The sequence below is a fragment of the Deinococcus koreensis genome (assembly GCF_002901445.1).
GTDB lineage: Bacteria > Deinococcota > Deinococci > Deinococcales > Deinococcaceae > Deinococcus > Deinococcus koreensis.
The window spans coordinates 1383689-1402434 of the sequence record NZ_PPPD01000001.1 but is presented as its reverse complement, the minus strand read 5'-3'; the positions used below and the strand labels follow the sequence as shown (position 1 = coordinate 1402434).

Annotated in this window: 16 protein-coding genes and 1 tRNA gene; 12 read left to right on the top strand and 5 right to left on the bottom strand. The window is 68.9% G+C overall.

All coding sequences use genetic code 11. The annotated features are described in order from the left end of the window. Positions 1–41 precede the first annotated feature (41 nt). The 9 genes from CVO96_RS06660 to CVO96_RS06620 all read left to right on the top strand — a co-directional run bounded on the left by CVO96_RS06660 (position 42) and on the right by CVO96_RS06620 (position 8707). Complete coding sequence (locus tag CVO96_RS06660) at positions 42–1148, top strand: beta-ketoacyl-ACP synthase III (protein ID WP_103311542.1); 1107 nt, start codon at positions 42–44, stop codon at positions 1146–1148. After that, entirely contained in the window at positions 1145–2050 is a 906-nt protein-coding gene (fabD, locus tag CVO96_RS06655; RefSeq protein WP_103311541.1) for an ACP S-malonyltransferase, read from the top strand. The genes CVO96_RS06660 and fabD overlap by 4 nt, the downstream gene beginning before the upstream one ends. Positions 2051–2060: 10 nt before the next feature. Then, complete coding sequence (locus CVO96_RS06650) at positions 2061–2597, top strand: DinB family protein (protein ID WP_103311540.1); 537 nt, start codon at positions 2061–2063, stop codon at positions 2595–2597. An 11-nt stretch (positions 2598–2608) separates the two neighbouring features. After that, a complete protein-coding gene (locus CVO96_RS06645) occupies positions 2609–3064 on the top strand; it encodes a hypothetical protein (protein WP_133161756.1) in 456 nt (151 codons plus the stop codon). Next, positions 3061–3810, top strand: a complete 750-nt coding sequence (gene fabG, locus CVO96_RS06640) for a 3-oxoacyl-[acyl-carrier-protein] reductase (RefSeq protein ID WP_103311538.1) — start codon at positions 3061–3063, stop codon at positions 3808–3810. The genes CVO96_RS06645 and fabG overlap by 4 nt, the downstream gene beginning before the upstream one ends. 153 nt (positions 3811–3963) lie before the next feature. After that, complete coding sequence (acpP, locus tag CVO96_RS06635; protein ID WP_103311537.1) at positions 3964–4194, top strand: acyl carrier protein; 231 nt, start codon at positions 3964–3966, stop codon at positions 4192–4194. 102 nt (positions 4195–4296) lie between these two features. Next, entirely contained in the window at positions 4297–5535 is a 1239-nt protein-coding gene (gene fabF / locus CVO96_RS06630; protein WP_165795361.1) for a beta-ketoacyl-ACP synthase II, read from the top strand. Between the two features lie 409 nt (positions 5536–5944). Next, positions 5945–7966 (top strand): polyphosphate kinase 1, encoded by a 2022-nt coding sequence (gene ppk1, locus CVO96_RS06625; protein WP_103313336.1) that lies wholly within the window; start codon positions 5945–5947, stop codon positions 7964–7966. A gap of 9 nt (positions 7967–7975) precedes the next feature. Next, complete coding sequence (locus CVO96_RS06620) at positions 7976–8707, top strand: GNAT family N-acetyltransferase (RefSeq protein ID WP_103311535.1); 732 nt, start codon at positions 7976–7978, stop codon at positions 8705–8707. Between the two features lie 2 nt (positions 8708–8709). Here the strand turns inward: CVO96_RS06620 and CVO96_RS06615 are convergent, their stop codons facing one another. The 3 genes from CVO96_RS06615 to CVO96_RS06605 form a co-directional block, all read right to left on the bottom strand. Further along, entirely contained in the window at positions 8710–9684 is a 975-nt protein-coding gene (locus tag CVO96_RS06615) for an aldo/keto reductase (protein WP_103311534.1), read from the bottom strand. Beyond that, on the bottom strand, positions 9684–10547 hold the full coding sequence (locus CVO96_RS06610; RefSeq protein ID WP_103311533.1) for an NAD-dependent epimerase/dehydratase family protein: 864 nt from the start codon (positions 10545–10547) through the stop codon (positions 9684–9686). Before CVO96_RS06610 ends, CVO96_RS06615 begins: the two co-directional genes overlap by 1 nt. A gap of 303 nt (positions 10548–10850) precedes the next feature. Further along, positions 10851–12734, bottom strand: coding sequence for a 30S ribosomal protein S1 (locus CVO96_RS06605; RefSeq protein ID WP_243398196.1), 1884 nt, complete (start codon positions 12732–12734; stop codon positions 10851–10853). 298 nt (positions 12735–13032) lie between these two features. On the opposite strand from CVO96_RS06605, the gene CVO96_RS06600 reads away from it, so the two are divergent. Continuing rightward, positions 13033–13106: transfer RNA gene (locus tag CVO96_RS06600), tRNA-Gln, on the top strand. Between the two features lie 104 nt (positions 13107–13210). Here the strand turns inward: CVO96_RS06600 and CVO96_RS06595 are convergent. Then, positions 13211–15382, bottom strand: a complete 2172-nt coding sequence (locus CVO96_RS06595) for a sensor domain-containing diguanylate cyclase/phosphohydrolase (protein WP_103311532.1) — start codon at positions 15380–15382, stop codon at positions 13211–13213. Positions 15383–15858: 476 nt separating this feature from the next. After that, positions 15859–16308, bottom strand: coding sequence for a GNAT family N-acetyltransferase (locus tag CVO96_RS06590; protein ID WP_103311531.1), 450 nt, complete (start codon positions 16306–16308; stop codon positions 15859–15861). 62 nt (positions 16309–16370) lie between these two features. Between CVO96_RS06590 and treS the strand changes: the two genes are divergently transcribed. After that, on the top strand, positions 16371–18029 hold the full coding sequence (treS, locus tag CVO96_RS06585; RefSeq protein ID WP_103311530.1) for a maltose alpha-D-glucosyltransferase: 1659 nt from the start codon (positions 16371–16373) through the stop codon (positions 18027–18029). Between the two features lies 1 nt (position 18030). Further along, positions 18031–18720 carry a futalosine hydrolase gene (gene mqnB, locus CVO96_RS06580; RefSeq protein ID WP_103311529.1) on the top strand — a complete coding sequence of 230 codons (690 nt, stop codon included), beginning with the start codon at positions 18031–18033 and terminating at the stop codon, positions 18718–18720. Positions 18721–18746: the final 26 nt, after the last annotated feature.

The window sequence follows — 18746 nt, the reverse complement described above, 5'->3', positions numbered from 1 at the left end:
CATTCATTGAACGCTCGTTCAGACAATGTTACCGTGGAGCCATGACCCACAGCACCGGAAGAGCCGACACCGGGAACGACAGCACCGGGAGTGTGGGCGGGCGGCCCAGCCTCGGCATCACCGCGCTGGGCGCCTACGCCCCGCCCCACATCGTCACCAACGCTGATTTCGAGACCCGCCTGGAGACCACGGCCGAGTGGATCGAATCCCGCACCGGCATCCGCGAGCGGCATTTCTCGGCGCCGGACGAATTCACCTCGCACATGGGCGTCGGCGCGGTGCGCGACCTGCTGGCCCGCGATCCGGACGCGTTGCGAGACGTGGACATGGTCATCTGCGCGACCGCCACCCCAGACGCCATGTTTCCCTCCACGGCGGCGCTGATCGCCGGGCAGGTCGGGCTGACCGGCGCCGGGGCCTTCGACCTCTCGACCGCCTGCTCGGGCTTCGTGTACGGCCTGAGCATGGCCCAGGGCCTGATCCTGGGCGGCACGGCGCGGCGGGTGCTGGTGATCGGCGGCGAGGTGCTGAGCAAGATCGTGGATCAGGACGACCGCAACACCGCCTTCCTGTTCGGAGACGGCGCGGGGGCGGCGGTCGTGGGGCCGGTGCCGGCGGGCTACGGCTTTCAGGACTTCGTGCTGGGGGCCGACTCCGCCGGCGGCCCGGCGCTGTTCATGGGCGCCATTGCCGACCACCTCCCCGACGGCACCCCCATGGGCGAATACGCCGGCATGAACGGCCGCGAGGTGTTCAAGTTCGCCGTGCGCGTGCTGGGCGATAGCGGCCATCAGGTGCTGAAGAAGACCGGCCTGCAGAGCAGCGACGTGGACTGGGTGATTCCGCATCAGGCCAATATCCGCATCATCGAGGCCGCCATGGAGCGCTTCGGGATTCCCATGAGCAAGACCGTGGTGAACCTCGACCGCTATGGCAACACCAGTTCCGCCACGGTGCCCCTGGTGCTGGCAGAGGCGGTGCAGGACGGCCGCGTGCAGGACGGTCAGCAACTCCTGCTGGTGGCCTTCGGCGGTGGCCTGAGCTGGGCGGCCGGAACCATGAAGTGGTGGGGCGGGGCGCCGTCGCTGGGCGCGCAGAAGGCGGAGGGCAGAAGGCAGAAGGCTGAGGGCACCGAGGTAGGGGCGTGAGGATCGCCGCTCTGTTCCCCGGTCAGGGCTCGCACAGCGTGGGGATGGGGGTGGATATCGCGGCCGCGTTCCCCCCGGCGCAGCAGGTCTATGCCGAGGCCGACGCCACGCTGCCCGGCCTGCGGGCGCTGATCGAGACCGGCCCCCCCGACGACCTGACCCTGACCGCCAACCAGCAGCCCGCGCTGGTGGCCGCCTCGGTCGCCGCGTACCGGGCCTGGGCCGCCCAGACTGGCCTGAGCCCCGCGTTCGCCGCCGGGCACTCGCTGGGCGAATACTCCGCGCTGGTCGCGTCCGGCGCGCTGGAACTGGCGGACGCCCTGCGCCTGACCCGGCAGCGCGGCGAGCTGATGCAGGCCGCCGTGCCGGTGGGCGTGGGCGCCATGAGCGCCGTGATGGGCGACCCGGCGGCCGTACTGGAGGTCTGCGCCGGCCTGGACGGGGTGCAGCCCGCCAACTTCAACGCGCCGACCCAGACGGTGATTTCCGGCGAGAAGGCGGCGGTGGAGGCGGCGGGTGCCGAGCTGAAATCACGTGGCCTGAAGGCCATCCCCCTGAAGGTCAGCGCGCCCTTCCACTGCGCCCTGATGCAGCCCGCGCAGGACGGTCTGACGCCGGAGTTGCAGGCCACCACGTTCCAGGCGCCCGCCTTCCCGGTCTACGCCAACGTCACGGCCACCGCGAACAGCGATCCCGCCGCGCTGCCCGATCTTTTGGCCCGCCAGATCACCGGGGCGGTGCGCTGGGTCGAGACCATCCAGGCCCTGCAGGCGGCCGGCGCGGACGTGTTCATCGAGTTCGGCCCCGGCACGGTGCTCACGGGACTGGTCAAACGCATCCTGCCCGACGCCCGGACGATCAACGTGGGCACGGCCGGGCAGGTGCGGGACTTCGCGCTGTGAGGGGGGCGCTGTGACCCGCGAGGAGCTGCTGGACGCCCTGGCCCAGACGCGGAACGAGGTGGGCGCATATCTCCTCGCCCTGAGCCCCGCCGATTTCGTGGACGGCAGCGCCGAGCGCTGGTCGCCCGCCCACGTGGCCGACCACCTGATCCGCTCGAACGCGCCGGTCGTCCGGGGGCTGGGTGCCCGTGACCGTCTGCCGACGCGTAATCCGGCCGGTTCCTCCCGTTCCTACGCCGACCTCCAGACGGCCTACCGGGCGGCGCTGGCGGGCGGCGCGAAAGCCTCGGGCCGCTTCCTGCCGGAGCCGGTGGGCGACCAGACGGCCCTGGTCACCCGGTACGAGAGCACGCTGAGCGACCTGATCCGTGCCCTGGACGACTGGAGCGAGGCCGATCTGGACGCCTACGCCATGCTCCATCCGGTGCTGGGCGAGCTGAGCGTGCGCGAGATGCTGCAGTTCACGCTGCTGCACAACCGGCATCATCTGGACGGGGTGCGGGCGGTACCGGGCGAAGCTGCCCCGCCTGAACAGAGTGAGCCATGACACACTACGGAATGGCTCAAGTTCTGGCTGCCGTGACGATGTTTGCTCTGCTGACCGCCTGCACCCGTGAGGTCGGCTTTATCCCCACGCCCATCGCCTTCGCGGATCATCCCAGCATCCTGCGCGGAACGTGGACGGGGACTGTCACGGGGCAGACCCTGCGCCTCGACCTGACCGCCATCTACGACACCTCCAGTCGGTACACCGTGAGCGGCACCGGAACGCTGAACGCCGAGGCGCTGACGGTGACCGGCACTGTGATGGGTGGGTCGAGCTACCGCTACCTGCGCCCTCAGCTTTCCCCGATCCCGGACGAATACACCCTGACCCTGCAGCGCCCGTCTCAGGCAGACCTGAACTTGACCTGCACGCCCATCTCAGGCCCGGCGGCTACCGACCCGTGGCAGTGGTCGTGCCGAGTGTCGGGCACCGCCTCCACCTTCACCCTCAGCAAAGGAACTCCATGACCGACACCCCCCGTAAAGTCGCCCTGGTCACCGGCTCCAGCCGGGGCCTGGGCCGCGCCATGGCCCTGCACCTCGCTGCCAGCGGCTTCGACGTCGCCATCCACTACGGCCGCAACGCCGAGGAAGCTCAGAAGGCGGCCGAGGAGGCCCGCGCCCACGGTGTCCGGGCGGAGGTCTTCGGCGCCGACCTGGGCACGCCCGCGAACGCCGGCACGCTGGTCGAGGAGGTCATCGGGGCGTTCGGCCGCCTGGACGTGCTGGTGAACAACGCCGGTATCACCCGCGACGGCCTCGCCATCCGCATGAAGGACGAGGACTGGGACGCCGTGCTGCAGACCAACCTGAGCAGTGCGTTCGTGGCCTGCCGCGCCGCCATCAAGCACATGATGCGGGCGCGCACCGGGCGCATCATCAACATCGCGTCCGTGGTGGGCCTGACCGGCAATCCGGGGCAGGCGAACTACGTGGCCTCCAAGGCCGGCCTGATCGGGCTGACCAAGGCGCTCGCCAAGGAGTACGGCGGGCGCGGCATCACCGTGAACGCCGTCGCGCCGGGCTTCATCCAGTCCGACATGACGGCGGAGCTGAATGAGGACGTGCAGAAGGGCTACCTGGCGAACATCCCCCTGGCCCGCTTCGGCCAGCCCCAGGAGGTCGCCGCCCTGGTCGCCTTCCTGGCCTCCGACGGGGCCGCCTACATCACGGGGCAGACGATCGGGGTGGACGGGGGGCTGAACCCGCATTGATGCAGAGGGCACATGGCACAAGGCAGAAGGCCAGGGATGTCTTTGCCATCAGCCATCGGCCATCTGCCGCCCTTGCACCCCGTTCAAAGCCGCGCCGCTGTGGCGCGCTCACGTGTAGACTGGCGCAGACTTCAAGGACAGGAGGTACGAACTATGGCGACTTTTGATGATGTAAAAGACGTGATCGTCGAGAAACTGGGCGTGGACGCAGACAAGGTGGTGCCGGGGGCCCGCTTCGTGGAGGATCTGGGGGCCGACAGCCTGGAGACCGTGGAACTGATCATGGGTCTGGAGGACAAGTTCGGCGTGACCATCTCCGATGAGGACGCCGAGGGCATCCGCACCGTGCAGGCCGCGGTCGATTACATCGAAAGCAAGCAGTAAACGCGCTTCTCCGCTTCCCCTGGGGGCGGAAAACTGAGGTCGGGCGGAGCGCGGTGCAGACCGTGTTCCGCCTCTGCCTTGAGGAGGGATGCCTTGAGCGTCATTACAGGGTTGAAACGGGTGGTCATCACGGGTCTGGGCCCGGTGACGCCCATCGGCATTGGCGCCCAGGCGTTCGCGGGGGCGCAGCGGGCCGGACAGAGCGGCATCGGCCCGATCACGCACTTCGACGCCTCGGACACGGCGAGCAAGATCGCCGGCGAGGTGAAGGGCAGCCTGGACGAGTTCGTCGATCCGCGCGAGGCCCGCAAGCTCGACCGCTACGTGCAGCTCGCCCTGGCCGGCGCGGAGCTGGCGGTGCGCGACAGCGGCCTCTCGGAAGAGGAGATCCGCGGCGAGCGCACCGGCACGGTCATCGGCTCGGGCATCGGCGGCATGAAGACCTTCGAGGATCAGGCGCGGGTGTACGTGGAGCGCGGCGCCGGGCGCATCTCGCCCATGTTCATTCCCATGCAGATCGCCAACATGGCGACCGGGCACGTGGCCATGCGCTTCGGCGCCACCGGCCCGAGCTCCACGGTGGTCACGGCCTGCGCCACCGGCACCGGCGCCATCGGGGACGCGGCGCGCTACATCCAGCTCGGACTGGCCGACCTGATGATCGCGGGCGGCGCCGAGGCGAGCATCACCGCGATGGCCATCGGCGGCTTTTCCAACATGAAGGCGCTCTCCACCCGCAACGACGAGCCCACCCTGGCGAGTCGGCCCTTCTCGGCCTCGCGCGACGGTTTCGTGCTGGGGGAGGGCGCGGGCGTGGTGGTGCTGGAGGAGTACGAGCACGCGGTTCAGCGCGGCGCGACCATCTACGCCGAGGTCGTGGGCTACGGCACCTCGGCCGACGCGCACCACATCACCATGCCGGCCCCCGAGGGGCGCGGCGCGCAGGTCGCCATGCGGATGGCGCTGGCCACGGCGGGCGTGAATCCGGATCAGGTGGGCTATGTCAACGCGCACGGCACCTCCACGCACTTCAACGACCTGCACGAGACCCAGGGCATCAAACACGTGTTCGGCGAGCACGCCAGAGCGCTGGCAGTCAGTTCGACCAAGTCCATGACCGGGCACCTGCTGGGCGCGGCGGGCGCGGTCGAGGCGATCGCCGTGGCCCAGGCCCTGAAGGACGGCGTCCTGCCCCCGACCATCAACCTCACGGATCCCGATCCGGCACTCGACCTGGACTACATCCCCGAGGGGGCCCGCCAGAAGCAGGTGGACTACGCCCTGAGCAACTCCTTCGCCTTCGGCGGCCAGAACGCCGCGCTGCTCTTCAGGCGGGTGTAAGAACGAATTCATCCGATTCCCGAACATCCAGAACAGAGCTGGATGTTCGTCCATCTCCTGAAATTCGGTACTTCTCGCTTCTCCCTTCGGTCGGGTGCGTCTTCGATTCACCGCAACCTCGTCTAAACGAGTGCAGAAGGCGGTGGGTGCCAGTTCTGTGAGGCTCTCACCGTCGTCTCTGGTTTAATGAGATCACCGGGCACCGTGACGTGGCCCTGACTGCCCTCCCCTCTACTCCGTCCATCTCGACCTCCAAGGAGTCCTGACCGTGCCCCCCAAGCCCCCCGAACCCGCCCCCGCCCCGCCTGCCCGGCGGTCTGCCCAGGTGCGCCGCAAGGGCACGCGCAAAGGGGAGGGCGCTGGAGGGAACGGGCTGGGCACCGGACACGCGGTCACCACCCACAGCACGGTGGCGAATCCCGAGAGCCGCTACCTGAACCGCGAGCTGTCGTGGCTGGCCTTCAACGAGCGGGTGCTGGCCGAGGCGCGCGACGGGCGTAACCCGCCCATGGAACGCCTGAAGTACGCCGCCATCTGCGGCAGCAACCTCGACGAGTTCTTCATGGTGCGCGTGGCGGGCGTGCACCGTCAGATCGCGGCCGGCGTCTCCGTGCCCGGCCCCGACGGCCTGCAGCCGCGCGAGACGCTGGCCCTGGTGCGCCGCCGGACACACGAGATGCTGCGCGAGATCGAGAAGGCCGCGCGGACGACCCTGAAGGAACTTCACGGGCATGGCGTGAAGCTCATGCGGGTCAGCGAGCTGGGCAAGCGCGCCCGCGCGGCGCTGCGCGAGCAGTACCTGGCACAGATCCAGCCCGTGCTCACCCCGCTGGTGGTCGATCCCAGCCACCCCTTCCCGTACCTGAGCAACCTCAGCCTGAACCTGGCGGTGCTGCTGGAGGCCGGCGACGACGATCCGGATTTCGCACGGGTCAAGGTGCCGGTGGGCGTGCTGCCGCGCATCGTGGTGGTGGGGGGGGCGATGCTGCTGCTCGAGGACGTGATCGCCGCGCATCTGGGCGACCTCTTCAAGGGCCGCCGGGTGCTCGCCGCGCACATCTTCCGCGTGACCCGCAACACCGACTACGAGTTCGAGGAAGAGGAGGCCGAAGACCTGCTCGCCACCATTGAGGACGGCCTGCGCCGCCGCCGCTTCGGCTCGGCGGTGCGCCTGGAGGTCATGCAGGGCACTCCGGCGCCCATCATCACCTTCCTGCAGGAGCGGCTGCACCTGGCCCCGGAGGACATCTTCCTGCTCGACGGCCCGCTGGGCACCGCCGACCTGATGGGCCTGCCGGTGACGCGTCCGGATCTGGCCTTTCCGCCCTACGTGCCCGCCGTCCCCGATCTGGATCAGGACGAGGAAAACGGCGTCTTCAGCACCCTGAAACGGGGCGACGTACTGCTGCACCACCCCTACGACGGCTTCACCAACATCCTGAACTTCCTGGAAGAAGCGGCCCGCGACCCGCAGGTGCTGGCCATCAAGCAGACGCTCTACCGCACGGGCGACGACCCCCGGTTGCTGGGCGCACTGCGCGAGGCGGCCGAGAATGGCAAGCAGGTCGTGGCCATGATCGAACTCAAGGCCCGCTTCGACGAGCAGCGCAACATCTCCTGGGCAAGGAAGCTGGAGCACGCCGGGGCGCACGTGGTGTACGGCATGGCGGGCCTCAAGACCCACGCCAAGGTGGCGCTGGTGGTGCGGCGTGAGGAGAGCGGCCTGCGACGCTACGTGCACATCGGCTCCGGCAACTACAACCCCAAGACCGCCCGGCTGTACACCGATTTCAGCCTGCTCAGCGCCGACCCGGAACTGGGCGCGGACGTGGCCGAGTTGTTCAACCACCTGACCGGCTACGCCGAGGCCGAGTACCACCACCTGCTGGTCGCCCCGGACACCGCCCGTCCCGGCTTCGAGGCCCTGCTGGAGCGTGAGGCCCAGCAGGCCGCCGCCGGCCAGGACGCCTGGGCGCGCATCAAGGTCAACCAGCTCACGGATCCCGGCATGATCGAGGCGCTGTACCGTGCGGCGGCGGCGGGGGTACGGGTCGAGCTGATCATCCGGGGGGTCTGCTGCCTGCGTCCTGGGCTGCCGGGCCTGTCTGAGAGTGTCCGCGTTCGCAGCCTGCTGGGCCGCTATCTGGAACACGCCCGCGTCTACGCCTTTGGGGGCGGCGGCCACCCGGAGGTCTATTTCGGCTCCGCCGACTGGATGAGCCGCAACCTCGACCGCCGCGTGGAGGTGATCGCCCCGGTGCTGGACGACGCCCACCGCGCACAACTCCTGGCCATCATGGACACCGAGTGGGCCGACGAGCGCGGCTCCTGGGAACTCGGCCCGGACGGGCACTATGGGAAGCTCAGTGGCGAACGCAGCGCTCAGCAGACCTTCGCCCGGGCCCGCCACCCCGAACTGCCGGAACTCTGACGGCCCTGCATGATTGACCCTTCAGCCGCAGGGGCGATCACTCTCCGGCGCGTCACGGAGCCGGACGACCTGGCCATTCCTGGCTTCGGCGCGCTGCAGGATCGTACGTATTTCGAGCCGGACATGCTGATTCCCGCCGGCTTCATCTCGCGGCTGCTGGAGTGGCAGACTCCGCAGCGCCGCAACCTGCTGCTGGTGGCCGAGCAGGCCGGGAAGGTCGTCGGCGGCACCCTCTTCCACGCCTTCCCGGAGGTCGGCTCCGGCTTTTCCAGCTACCTGGCGACCGCGCCCGAACTCCGGGGCCAGGGCCTCGCCCGCCGCCTGCACGACGCCCGCCTGGACTGGCTGGATGAGGCCGTCCACGGCCGGGTCGCGGGCGTGTTCATCGATGTGGTGGCCCCGGAGCGCCTGACGCCTGAGGACTGGAAGGCTGAGCGGGCGGTCGGTTCCGACCCGGCCCAGCGGCGTGCGGCCTTCGGGAGCCTGGGCTTCCGGCAGGTGAAGGTGACGTACCAGCAGCCCACAGGCGGCCCGGACGGCGGCCCCGTGACGAACATGGATCTGCTGTACTGCCCGCGCGACCCGGCTGAGAGCGTTCCGGCCGAACTCCTCCTGAACACCATGCGCGCCTACTGGCAGGACTGGCTGGGCGAACGCCGCACCGGGCAGGCGCTGGCCGCCCTCGCGGCGCAGGCTGGGGCAGACGGAAGCTTCCATCTCGTGTCCCCGGCGCCCGCGTAAAGTCAGCTCAGGGTGCTGGGCCGGGTTACGTAGGGTTTCTCCAGCCGCTGCGCCTCGTCGTCGCTCAGCACGACCTCCACGGCGGCGACGGCCTGCTCCAGATGGTGCATCTTCGTCGCGCCGATGATCGGGGCCGTGACGCCAGGGTGCCGCAGTGTCCAGGCCAGGGCCACCTGCGACGGCGTGACGCCGCGGGCCTCGGCCGCCTCCCGCACGCGCCGCACGATCTCCACGTCCGCCGCGCTGCCGAAGAGGGTGCGGCTCATGGTGTCGCTCTCACCGCGCGTGGTCTGCCCGGTGTCTCCCTGGCGGTTACCGGCCAGGAAGCCGCGCGCCAGCGGGCTCCACGGCAGAAAACCGATACCGTCCTCGCGGCACAGCGGCAGCATCTCGCGCTCCTCCTCGCGGTAGAGCAGGCTGTACTGATCCTGCACGCTCACGAAGCGCGTCCAGCCCCGCAGTTCAGCAATCCCATTCGCCCGCGCCACCTGATAGGCGAAGTGGTTCGACGCTCCGATATAGCGCACCATGCCCAGCCGCACGAGGTCGTGCAGGGCGCCCAGCGTCTCGTCCATGGGCGTGTCCGGATCGCGGCCATGAATCTGGTAGAGGTCGATGTAATCGGTGCCCAGGCGCTTGAGGCTCGCCTGCACGCCGTCGAAGAGGTGCTTGCGCGACAGCCCGCGCTGGTTCACGCCCTCGCCCATGGGGTGATGCACCTTGCTCGCCAGCACGACCTCGTCGCGCCGCGCGAAGTCCCCCAGCGCCCGGCCGGTGATCTCCTCGCTGCGCCCGATGGAATACATGTCGGCGGTGTCGAAGAAATTGATGCCCAGCTCCAGCGCCCGCTGGATAAAGGGGCGGGCCTGCTCCTCCGGCAGCACCCAGTCGCGCCACGCCGGATCGCCGTACGACATGCACCCCAGCGCGATCCGCGAGACCTTCAGGCCGCTGCGGCCCAGTTTGACGTACTGCATCAGTCCCTCCCCGATGACCGCTGTCTCCAGCCGTGCTTCGGGTTGAAGCCCAGCATCGTCCTCGCCTTCTGGATGGTGAACAGGGATTGCGTGCCCGGAATATCCGCCGTGAACGGCACGTCCGGGAACACCTCGGCCATCAGCTCGCGGCTGGGGCGGTGCATCACCGTGTCGGCATTGGCGATGATGAAGGCGTGCATCCCCGTCAGGTCGCTCTCCAGGCCCAGCCGCACCGCCTGCGCTGCGTCGCGCACGTCGATGTAGCTCCAGAGGTTCCAGCGGCGGATCTGCGGATCATCCTGCCAGCCCTGGGCCTGGGCGTAATCGGCGTCGTCCAGCACGTTCGAGAAGCGCAGGCAGATGAACTTCATGGCCGGGTGCTCGCGGGCGTACTCCTCGGCCATCACCTCGCCCAGCAGCTTGGACAGCGCGTAGGACACCCGGCTCTCGCGCACGCTCTCATCCACCGGCACGCTCCTCGGCGGCTCAGCAAAGGGATAGCCCAGCAGCGTTTCGCTGGACGCCGACACGATGTTGTGGATGCCCAGACGCCGGCACGCCTCGAAGATGTTGTAGGTGCTGACGGTGTTCTCGGCGAAGGTCACGTGATCAGGGCGCTGGCTGGGGCCGGGAATGGCCGCGAGGTGCACGACCGCCTCCACGGTTCCGGTCGGCTGCTGGTCGATGCCCGACAGCGCCCCCATGACCTCGCCGAAGTCCGTGAGATCGACCTGCGTGAAGGGACAGAGCCGCTCGGCGAGCGGCGCCCGATCCAGATTGAGCACCTGATGCCCGTGCGCCAGCAGTTCCCGGATGGTGGCCCGGCCGACCTTGCCGCTGCCACCGGTAACGACGATATTCATGGTTTGCCTCCGTGTAGGTATATGATGCCGTGTGCCAGATAACGAGCATGGTTGGTGATGTTTTCGTTAGCGCCTTAGGCGACCCCTCCGCCCCTCCGGGGCACCTCCTCTCAAAAGGGAGGCAAGGAAAAGTGCGACTGGCACGCTCTTCTTAGCTCCCTTTAAGGGGAGCTGGCTGCGAAGCAGACTGGCTGGTACAGCTCCGGAGGAGAGGGGTCGCCTTCCGCGCCAACTCACACCTCACATCACTGAAAAGCCCCGGACGCACAAGGCATCCGGGGCTCTTCTGAAATCCGCCTGGGCTTAAGCCTGGGGGTTTTCGCTGGTGTCGGTGTCGCTCTGGTTCGTGTCGGCCTGGGCCGTCTCGACCGGAGCCGTTTCAGCAGGAGCCGTCTCGACCGGAGCCGCAGTGCTTGTGGAAGCAGTGCTCACCGGGGCAGGAGTCGACTCGGCGGGCGTTTCCGCCACCACGTCGGCCTTCTTGTCGCCGCCCAGACCGAACTGCGCGAACAGGTCGGCGTAGACGTCGCCCAGCTTGGTGCTGATCTTGCCGCCCTGCTGGGCGTCCTTGGCGTTGTAGGCGTAGTCCGCGTCGCGGCCACGGCCACGGCCGCCACCCCCGGTGCGGGGGCCACCAGCGCCGCTGTAGCGGTCGCTGCGGGCGCCGCCGCCCTGCGAGACGTAGTCACGGCTGCCACCGCCGGCGCCGCCCTGGGTCGGGGCCGGGCCACCGCCCAGGAAGCGGCGACGGCTGAGGCTGGCACGCTGCTCCACGGGGTCGATGTTCAGGATGACGGCTTCGATCTCGTCACCCTTCTTGAACAAGTCGGCCGGGTTGTTCACGCGGTTCAGGTCGAGTTCGCTGATGTGGATCAGGCCCTCGATGCCTTCCTCGATCTCCATGAACACGCCGAAGTCGGTCATGCCGGTGATCTTGCCCTTGACCGGCGTGCCGGGCGGGTAACGGTCAGGCAACGCGCTCCAGGGATCATCGGTGGTCTGACGGATACCGAGCGAGATCCGGCGATCCTTGGGGTCGATCCGCAGGATGACGGCCTCGACCTCGTCGCCTTCCTTCATCACTTCGTTGGGATGACGGACGCGCTTGGTCCAGCTCATCTCGCTGACGTGCACCAGCCCTTCCAGGCCGGGCTCCAGCTCGACGAACGCGCCGAAGTTGGTGAGGTTCGTGACCTTACCCGTGACCTTCTGGCCGATCGAGTAGCGATCCACGGCGCCTTCCCAGGGGTCCTGGGTCAGGGCCTTCATGCTCAGGTTGATGCGCTCGCGGCCTTCATCGACGTCGATGACCTGCACCTGCACCTTGTCGCCCACCTTGACCACGTCGCGGGGGTGGTTGAAGCGGCCGTAGGTCAGTTCGCTGCGGTGCACCAGACCGTCGATGCCGCCCAGGTTGACGAAGACGCCGAAGTCGGTGATCTCCACGACCTCGCCCTCGAACTCGGCGCCGGGGGTCAGCTGATGCACGGTCGCTTCACGGGCCTTGGCCTTCTCGGCCTCCATAATCGCGCGGTGCGAGATGATCACGCGGTTGCGCTTGCGGTTCAGCTCGATCAGCTTGACCATCAGCGGCTTGTCCACGTAGGGATCGAGGTCGTTCACGCGCCGCGTGTCGACCTGGCTGGCGGGCAGGAACGCCCGGATGCCCTCGACCTGGGCCACCAGACCGCCACGCACCTTCTCCAGCACCTCGACCTCGAAGGCCTCGTCGGCTTCCTGCATCTTCTCCAGGACGCGCCAGCCCTTGTCCTGATCGGCCCGCTTCTTGCTCAGCACGATCTGGTTGTTGGGCAGATCGACGCGCACGACGTACGCCTCGATCTTGTCGCCGGACTTGTACATCTCCTGCGCCTGCTCGAGCGACACGCTTTCCTCGCCGAGCTGGTTGAGGGGAATGATGCCCTCGACTTTGGCGCCGATATCCACGGCGATGCCTTCCTGGCCGATAAACACGATGGTGCCGTCCACAATATCGCCGCGCGTGACGCTCTGGGGTTCCTGCGCCTCAGTGGCGAGGATGTCCTCCATGGTCATGGCGGGGTATTCGCGCTCCTGGGCCGGAGTGGAAACCGGGGCCAGTTCAGGGGCCGGAGCGCTGGTGGGTGCGGTGCCCGTCGCGGGCTGAGTCCCGCCGTTCTGGGCGGGGGTCTGGGTGTTGTCTTCCATGAACTCTTGTCCTCCTGGGCGCGCCGCCAGCTGGCGAGCGGGCCCTAGCCTGATACCTGCCCGCGTGGGCCCCTCAGGGCTCAACGACAGCGCGGCAACACCTCAGTGTACCAGAGTGCCCTGTTTGTCACAAGCGCGATCTGTACGCAGTCCACAGATTCCTGACCGAAATCTGAGGCGGCCCGCCTCCCCGGACGATGGTGGGCCCCATATTGACGCCCTGCTGGTGGGCCGTTATACTCTCCGTCGCTCAGGTGCAGTTCCGCTGTGTCCGGGCGACCGTCAGAGCAGCACACGGTGGGGCATCGTCTAATGGCAGGACAACAGTCTCTGACACTGTCGATCAAGGTTCGAGTCCTTGTGCCCCAGCCACCAGTAAAAAGAAAGATCCCGCCGAGAGGCGGGGTTTTTCCTTGCCGGATCTCCGAGATGCAGGGGTCGGGGCACCAGCACTGCCTTGAACCTTCCTACCGCGGTCACTGGCCCACATGGTACGGCGTATCGGCCCCGGGCGCCCGGCGCCACGCCCCCGGAGCCAGTTCCACGAAGGCCTGCACGACCCTGGGGTCGAAGTGCCGTCCGGACTGGGCGCTGATCTCGGCCAGCGCTTCCTGATGCGACCAGGCGCGTTTGTAGGGCCGCTCGCTGGTCAGGGCGTCGTAGACGTCGCAGACGGCAAAGATTCGGGCGAGCAGGGGAATCGCCTCGCCGCAGAGCCGGGCCGGGTAGCCGGTGCCGTCCCACTTCTCGTGGTGCGAGCGGATCACCTCCAGCGTGCCCTGCGGCAGTCCGGCGATCTGTGAGGCGATCTCGTAGCCCCGCAGGGCGTGGGTCTCCATGATGGCGCGTTCCTCGGGCGTGAAGCGGCCGGGCTTGAGCAGCACGGCGTCCGGCACCGTCAGCTTGCCCAGGTCATGCAGGTACGCGCCCTGACGCAGGATCTCCTGGGTCTCCTGGGGCAGCTTGAGGGCCCGGGCGAGTTCGCTGGCCAGCGTCACCACCCGTTCGGTGTGCCCGGCGGTCTCCAGGTCACGCAGTTCCAGGGCGATGCCCAGGGCGCGCTGCCCGCCCTCCAGCGCCCGGCGCAGGTCGCTGACCATCAGGTGCCGCTCGCGCACGTCGGAGAGCTGCAGCGCCAGGGTCTCGATGACCCGGCGCACCTGCGGCGTCACGGGCCGCCAGGTGCGCAGATGCCCGATCACCACCGCCCCCTGGGCCACGCCCCGGCAGGTCATCGGACTGGCCCCGCAGCTCTTGATGCGCAAGCCGCCGAGGCTGGGCAGGGCGCGCGGATCCGTGGCGTAATCGTTGCTCCAGGTGGTCTGGCCGCTGGCCATGGCCGCCGCGATCACGCCCCCCGCGAAGGGGGTGCTCTGCCCCTGCAGCAGGGCGACCGGCACCTCCAGGCTCTCGCTGTCGAAGGCGCGCACGTGGTAGCCCTGCGCGCTGCCCTCCACGTACAGCAGCACATCGAAGCCCAGCAGGGCCCGCGCGGTGGGCAGGGCCAGGCTCAGGATCTCGTGTTCGGTGCCCAGGGTCGCCAGATGGGCCACGAACTCCTCCACCGTGCTGTGGCGGGCCCCGGAGACGACCGTGCCCCGCACCCGCGCCTTGTGCTCGTACATGGCGGCGTCGGCCACCGCCAGGGGCCGGTCCAGCGCCTCGCCGGACACCGCCTCGCCCACCCCGAAGGCGAAGGTGACGACCTCCCGGTGCTGGCTGTCGAGATCCCGCAAGACCTCGCGCAGGAGGGTCTCGGCTCCGCTCCGGTCGGTACCAGGCAGGATCGCCAGGAACTCGTCGCCGCCCCAGCGGGCGAGCAGGGCCTCGGGCGGCAGGCCCCGCTGCAGCGCGTGGGCCACCCGCCGCAGCACCTGGTCGCCGGCGCTGTGCCCGGCCACGTCGTTGGTCGATTTCAGGTCGTTCAGGTCGGCCATGACCACCGCGAGCGGCAGCCCGGCGTCCAGGGCGGCGTAGCTGCGCGCCAGACCGGTGCGGTTGAGCAGCCCGGTCAGCGCGTCGCGGATATCCAGGGCCTCCAGCCGCCGCCGCTCGTCCACGGCCAGCCGCGCCCGGCGGGCCAGCCCCTCGAAGGCGAGGGTCAGCCCGATCAACAGCAGCAGGCCCACCACGATGACGCCCGCCGAGACCAGGCGGCTGAGCTGCTCGGCCCTCTGCGCCTTCTCGCGCAGCCGCTGGGTGGAGGCGTCCATCAGGCGGGTCAGCGTGGTGTACATGGGATCGACCCGGGTCTCGTCGATCTCCCGCGCCAGCTCTATCCGCCCGGCCCGGAGGGCCCTGAATTCGGCGTCCACTCCGGCGGTATAGGCCGTGAGGGCCTGGGTCACCTCCCGGAGTTCCTGCGGGTTGCCGCTGCCCATCAGGCGGCGGGCGTCGCGCCTGAGGTTGCCCACCTGCCGGTCGTGGGCCTCGCCCAGTTCAGACGACACCCGGCCCAGGCTGACGGCCTGCCATTCCAGGGCGCTGATCCGGTTGGCCACACTGCCGATATCGCTCAGCAAGGTCACGATCTCGTACTGGGCCACCACGTAGCTCCGCAGGCGCTCCACGCTGAGGACGATCCCAGCCAGGAGCGCGATGCCCACAATTGCCAGCAGCCAGCGGGAGTGAACACGTGTCCCTCTCATAGTTGCCACCGGAAACTCATCGGGGTCATGTTAGAAACTTGCGCTTCACACGGCTCTTACGAATGGGGTATGTGCGTCTTGGTCAACTCTTCATGTGAAGTGCGCTGAATTGGTGAAGGGAAGTTGAGCGCTCCAGGGCGCCGCGGGGCATCCAGATGGCAGAAAAGATGTGGATCAGATGAAGGACGGTCGGCAGCCGATCTCTTCGGCTGCGGCAGGCGGGAGGCGGGCGCTCTGCCTGCTCAGGCGTCCTTCTGAAACGGTCTCAGGGGCCAAGTAGAGGGCAGGATCCGCGTCACGCCACCAGTTGAGGCTCCATCTGCGTCTGCCCGGGCAAGGCCGTGCAGCCCCTTGACCCGGGCGCAGCGGCGGCCGGACTGACTCTGGCGCGCTCTCGGAAGATCTGGCGCGTGATCAGGCTGCCGCGGCTGCAGAGCGGGCGGGAACATGCCTGTCCGTGGGTGGTCTGTGGCTGTTTACAGCGTCAGCGCCATATCCACCCGGTCAAGTCCTGGCCCGTAGCCGTCCGCCACCCGCCCGACCTCCCGGAAGCCGAATCGGGCGTAGAAGGGGGCGGTCTTGGGGCTGGTGTCGAGCCGCACTTCCCGCACGCCCAGCTCACGCAGCCGCTCCAGCCGGGCCTGCACCAGCAGGGAACCATAACCATGACCGTGCAGGGCACGCCGCACCATGCCCCAGACGAAGCCGCCCGGTCGATCCGCGTGGCCGTCCCCGCCCACCCATACGCCGCCGCAGGCCACCACCCCTTCACTGTCCTCGACGACGAAATATTCGGTGGCCTGCTCCAGATCGGTCTCGAAGCTGGCGCGCTCGTGGAGCGCGAAGAACTCCGGCACGTTGGAGTCGAACAGCGCCAGGCAGGCGGCGCGGTCGGCTGGGCGGTAGGGGCGCAGTGTGGGGTTCATGGGGTCTGAAGTGTCTAAAAGTGGAAGTGCTTCCAGTGCTGGCCTGAATTACACTTCCCATCATGACCTCATCTGCCGCGCCCGAGTGGTACAAGAGCGCCGTCTTCTATGAACTCTCCGTTCGCACCTTCGCCGATGGCAACGGCGACGGCAAGGGCGATTTCCCGGGCCTGACCGGCCGGCTGGACTACCTGCGAACCCTGGGCGTGGATTGCCTGTGGCTGCTGCCCTTCTTTCCCAGCCCGCTGCGCGACGACGGCTACGACGTGGCCGACTACGTGAACATCCACCCCGATCTGGGTACGCTGGACGACTTCAAGGTCTTCCTGCGCGAGGCGCACGCGCGCGGCCTGAAGGTCGTGGGCGACCTGGTGACCAACCACACCTCCAGCGAGCACCCCTGGTTCCAGGCGGCGCGGCGCGGCCCCGTGCTGCCCGACGGCAGCCCCAACGAGTACCACGACTACTACGTCTGGAGCGAGACCGGCCAGGAGTACGCCGGGGCCAGGATCATCTTCACCGACACCGAGACGAGCAACTGGACGCTCGACGAGGTGGCGGGAAAGTACTACTGGCACCGTTTCTTCTCCAGCCAGCCGGATCTGAACTACGACAACCCGCGGGTGGTCGAGGAACTGCTGTCCGCCGCGCGCTTCTGGCTGGATCTGGGCCTGGACGGCTTCCGGGTGGACGCCGTGCCCTACCTGATCGAGCGCGAAGGCACCAACTGCGAGAACCTGCCCGAGACCCACGAGATCCTCAAGCAGATGCGGCGCATGGTCGATCAGGAGTACCCCGGCCGCCTGCTGCTGGCCGAGGCCAACCAGTGGCCCGAGGAGGTCGTGGAGTACTTCGGCACCGACGAAGACCCCGAGTTCCACATGTGCTTCAACTTCCCGGTGATGCCCCGGCTGTACATGAGCCTGAAAAAGGAGGACACCACCTCCATCCGCGAGATCATGGGCCGCCTGCCCGCCATCCCGGCCTTCGGGCAGTGGGCGACCTTCCTGCGCAACCACGACGAACTGACGCTGGAGATGGTCACGGACGACGAGCGCTCGTTCATGTACGCCGCCTACGCGCCCGACACCCGCATGAAGATCAACGTGGGCATCCGCCGCCGGCTGGCCCCGCTGCTCGACAACGACCGCCGCCGCATCGAACTGCTGACCACCGTGCTGCTGGCGCTGCCCGGCAGCCCGATCCTGTACTACGGTGACGAGATCGGCATGGGCGACGACCTCTCGCAGGCCGACCGCAATGGTGTGCGGACGCCCATGCAGTGGAACGCCGGCATGAGCGGCGGTTTCTCCACGGCCACGCCGGATCAGTGCTTCTTTCCGCCCATCTCGGACACCGTGTACGGCTATGGGCGCGTGAACGTGCAGAGCCAGGAGCAGGATCCCAGCTCGCTGCTCAAGTGGATGTCGCGGCAGCTCGAACTGCGCCGCCGCCACCCGGGCTTCGCGGTGGGGGCGCTGGAGTTCATCGACACCGACAACCCCGCCGTGCTGGCCTTCACCCGCACCACGCCCGACGAGACCCTGCTGATCGTGAGCAACTTCGCGGCCAACGCACAGGCCGTGCACCTGCAGCTCGGCGCCTACGCGGGCCGCATTCCCGTGACCCTGGCCGGCGCCAGCCCCTTTCCGCCCGTGGGCGAAGGGAGTTACCCCATGATCCTGGGCAAGTACGACTACTACTGGCTGCGGCTGAACTGAGATGAGGAACCGGGCGCTGGTCGTCGTCGCGACTCCGGGCGAGGCGGCCCGGCTGGGTGGGCTGGATGCCCCCGGTCTGGGGGTGCAGGTCGTGGTGAGCGGCGTCGGCCCGGTGGCGGCGGCGCTGGCGACCCAGCGGGCGTTGCTGGGCGCCGATTTCGCGCTGGCGGTCAGCGCCGGCATCGGCGGGGCCTACCCGGCCAGCGGCCTGGGGCCCGGCGACCTGGCCGTGTCGAGCGAGATCGTCCAGGCCGACCTGGGCGCCTGGGACGGCGGGGCGTGGCTGGGGCTGGACGGGCTGGGCCTCTCGGTGCTGCCGGATCGGCCCCACCCGGCCCGCTTCGCTGCCTGGACGGGAGCGGGGGCCGTGGCCGAGCGTCTGGGCGCCGCCTTCGGCCCGACCCTGACCCTGAGCAGCGTGACCGGCGACCACGAGACCGCCCGCACGCTGCAGGCCCGCGTGCCCGGCGCACTGACGGAGGGCATGGAGGGCGCCGGGGTTGCGCACGCCGCGCTGCTGGCCGGGGTGCCGGTGGTCGAGGTGCGCGGCGTGAGCAACCTGGTCGGCCCCCGCGACCGCGCCGCGTGGCGGATCGGCGAGGCCCTGGACGCCACCCGGCGCGGGCTGGAGGCGGTGCTGGCGGGGCTGCTGGTCAGGGGGGCGGCCGACCAGCGCGGGCCGCCCGGCTGATCCAGTTCGGTCTGGGCCGCATAGAG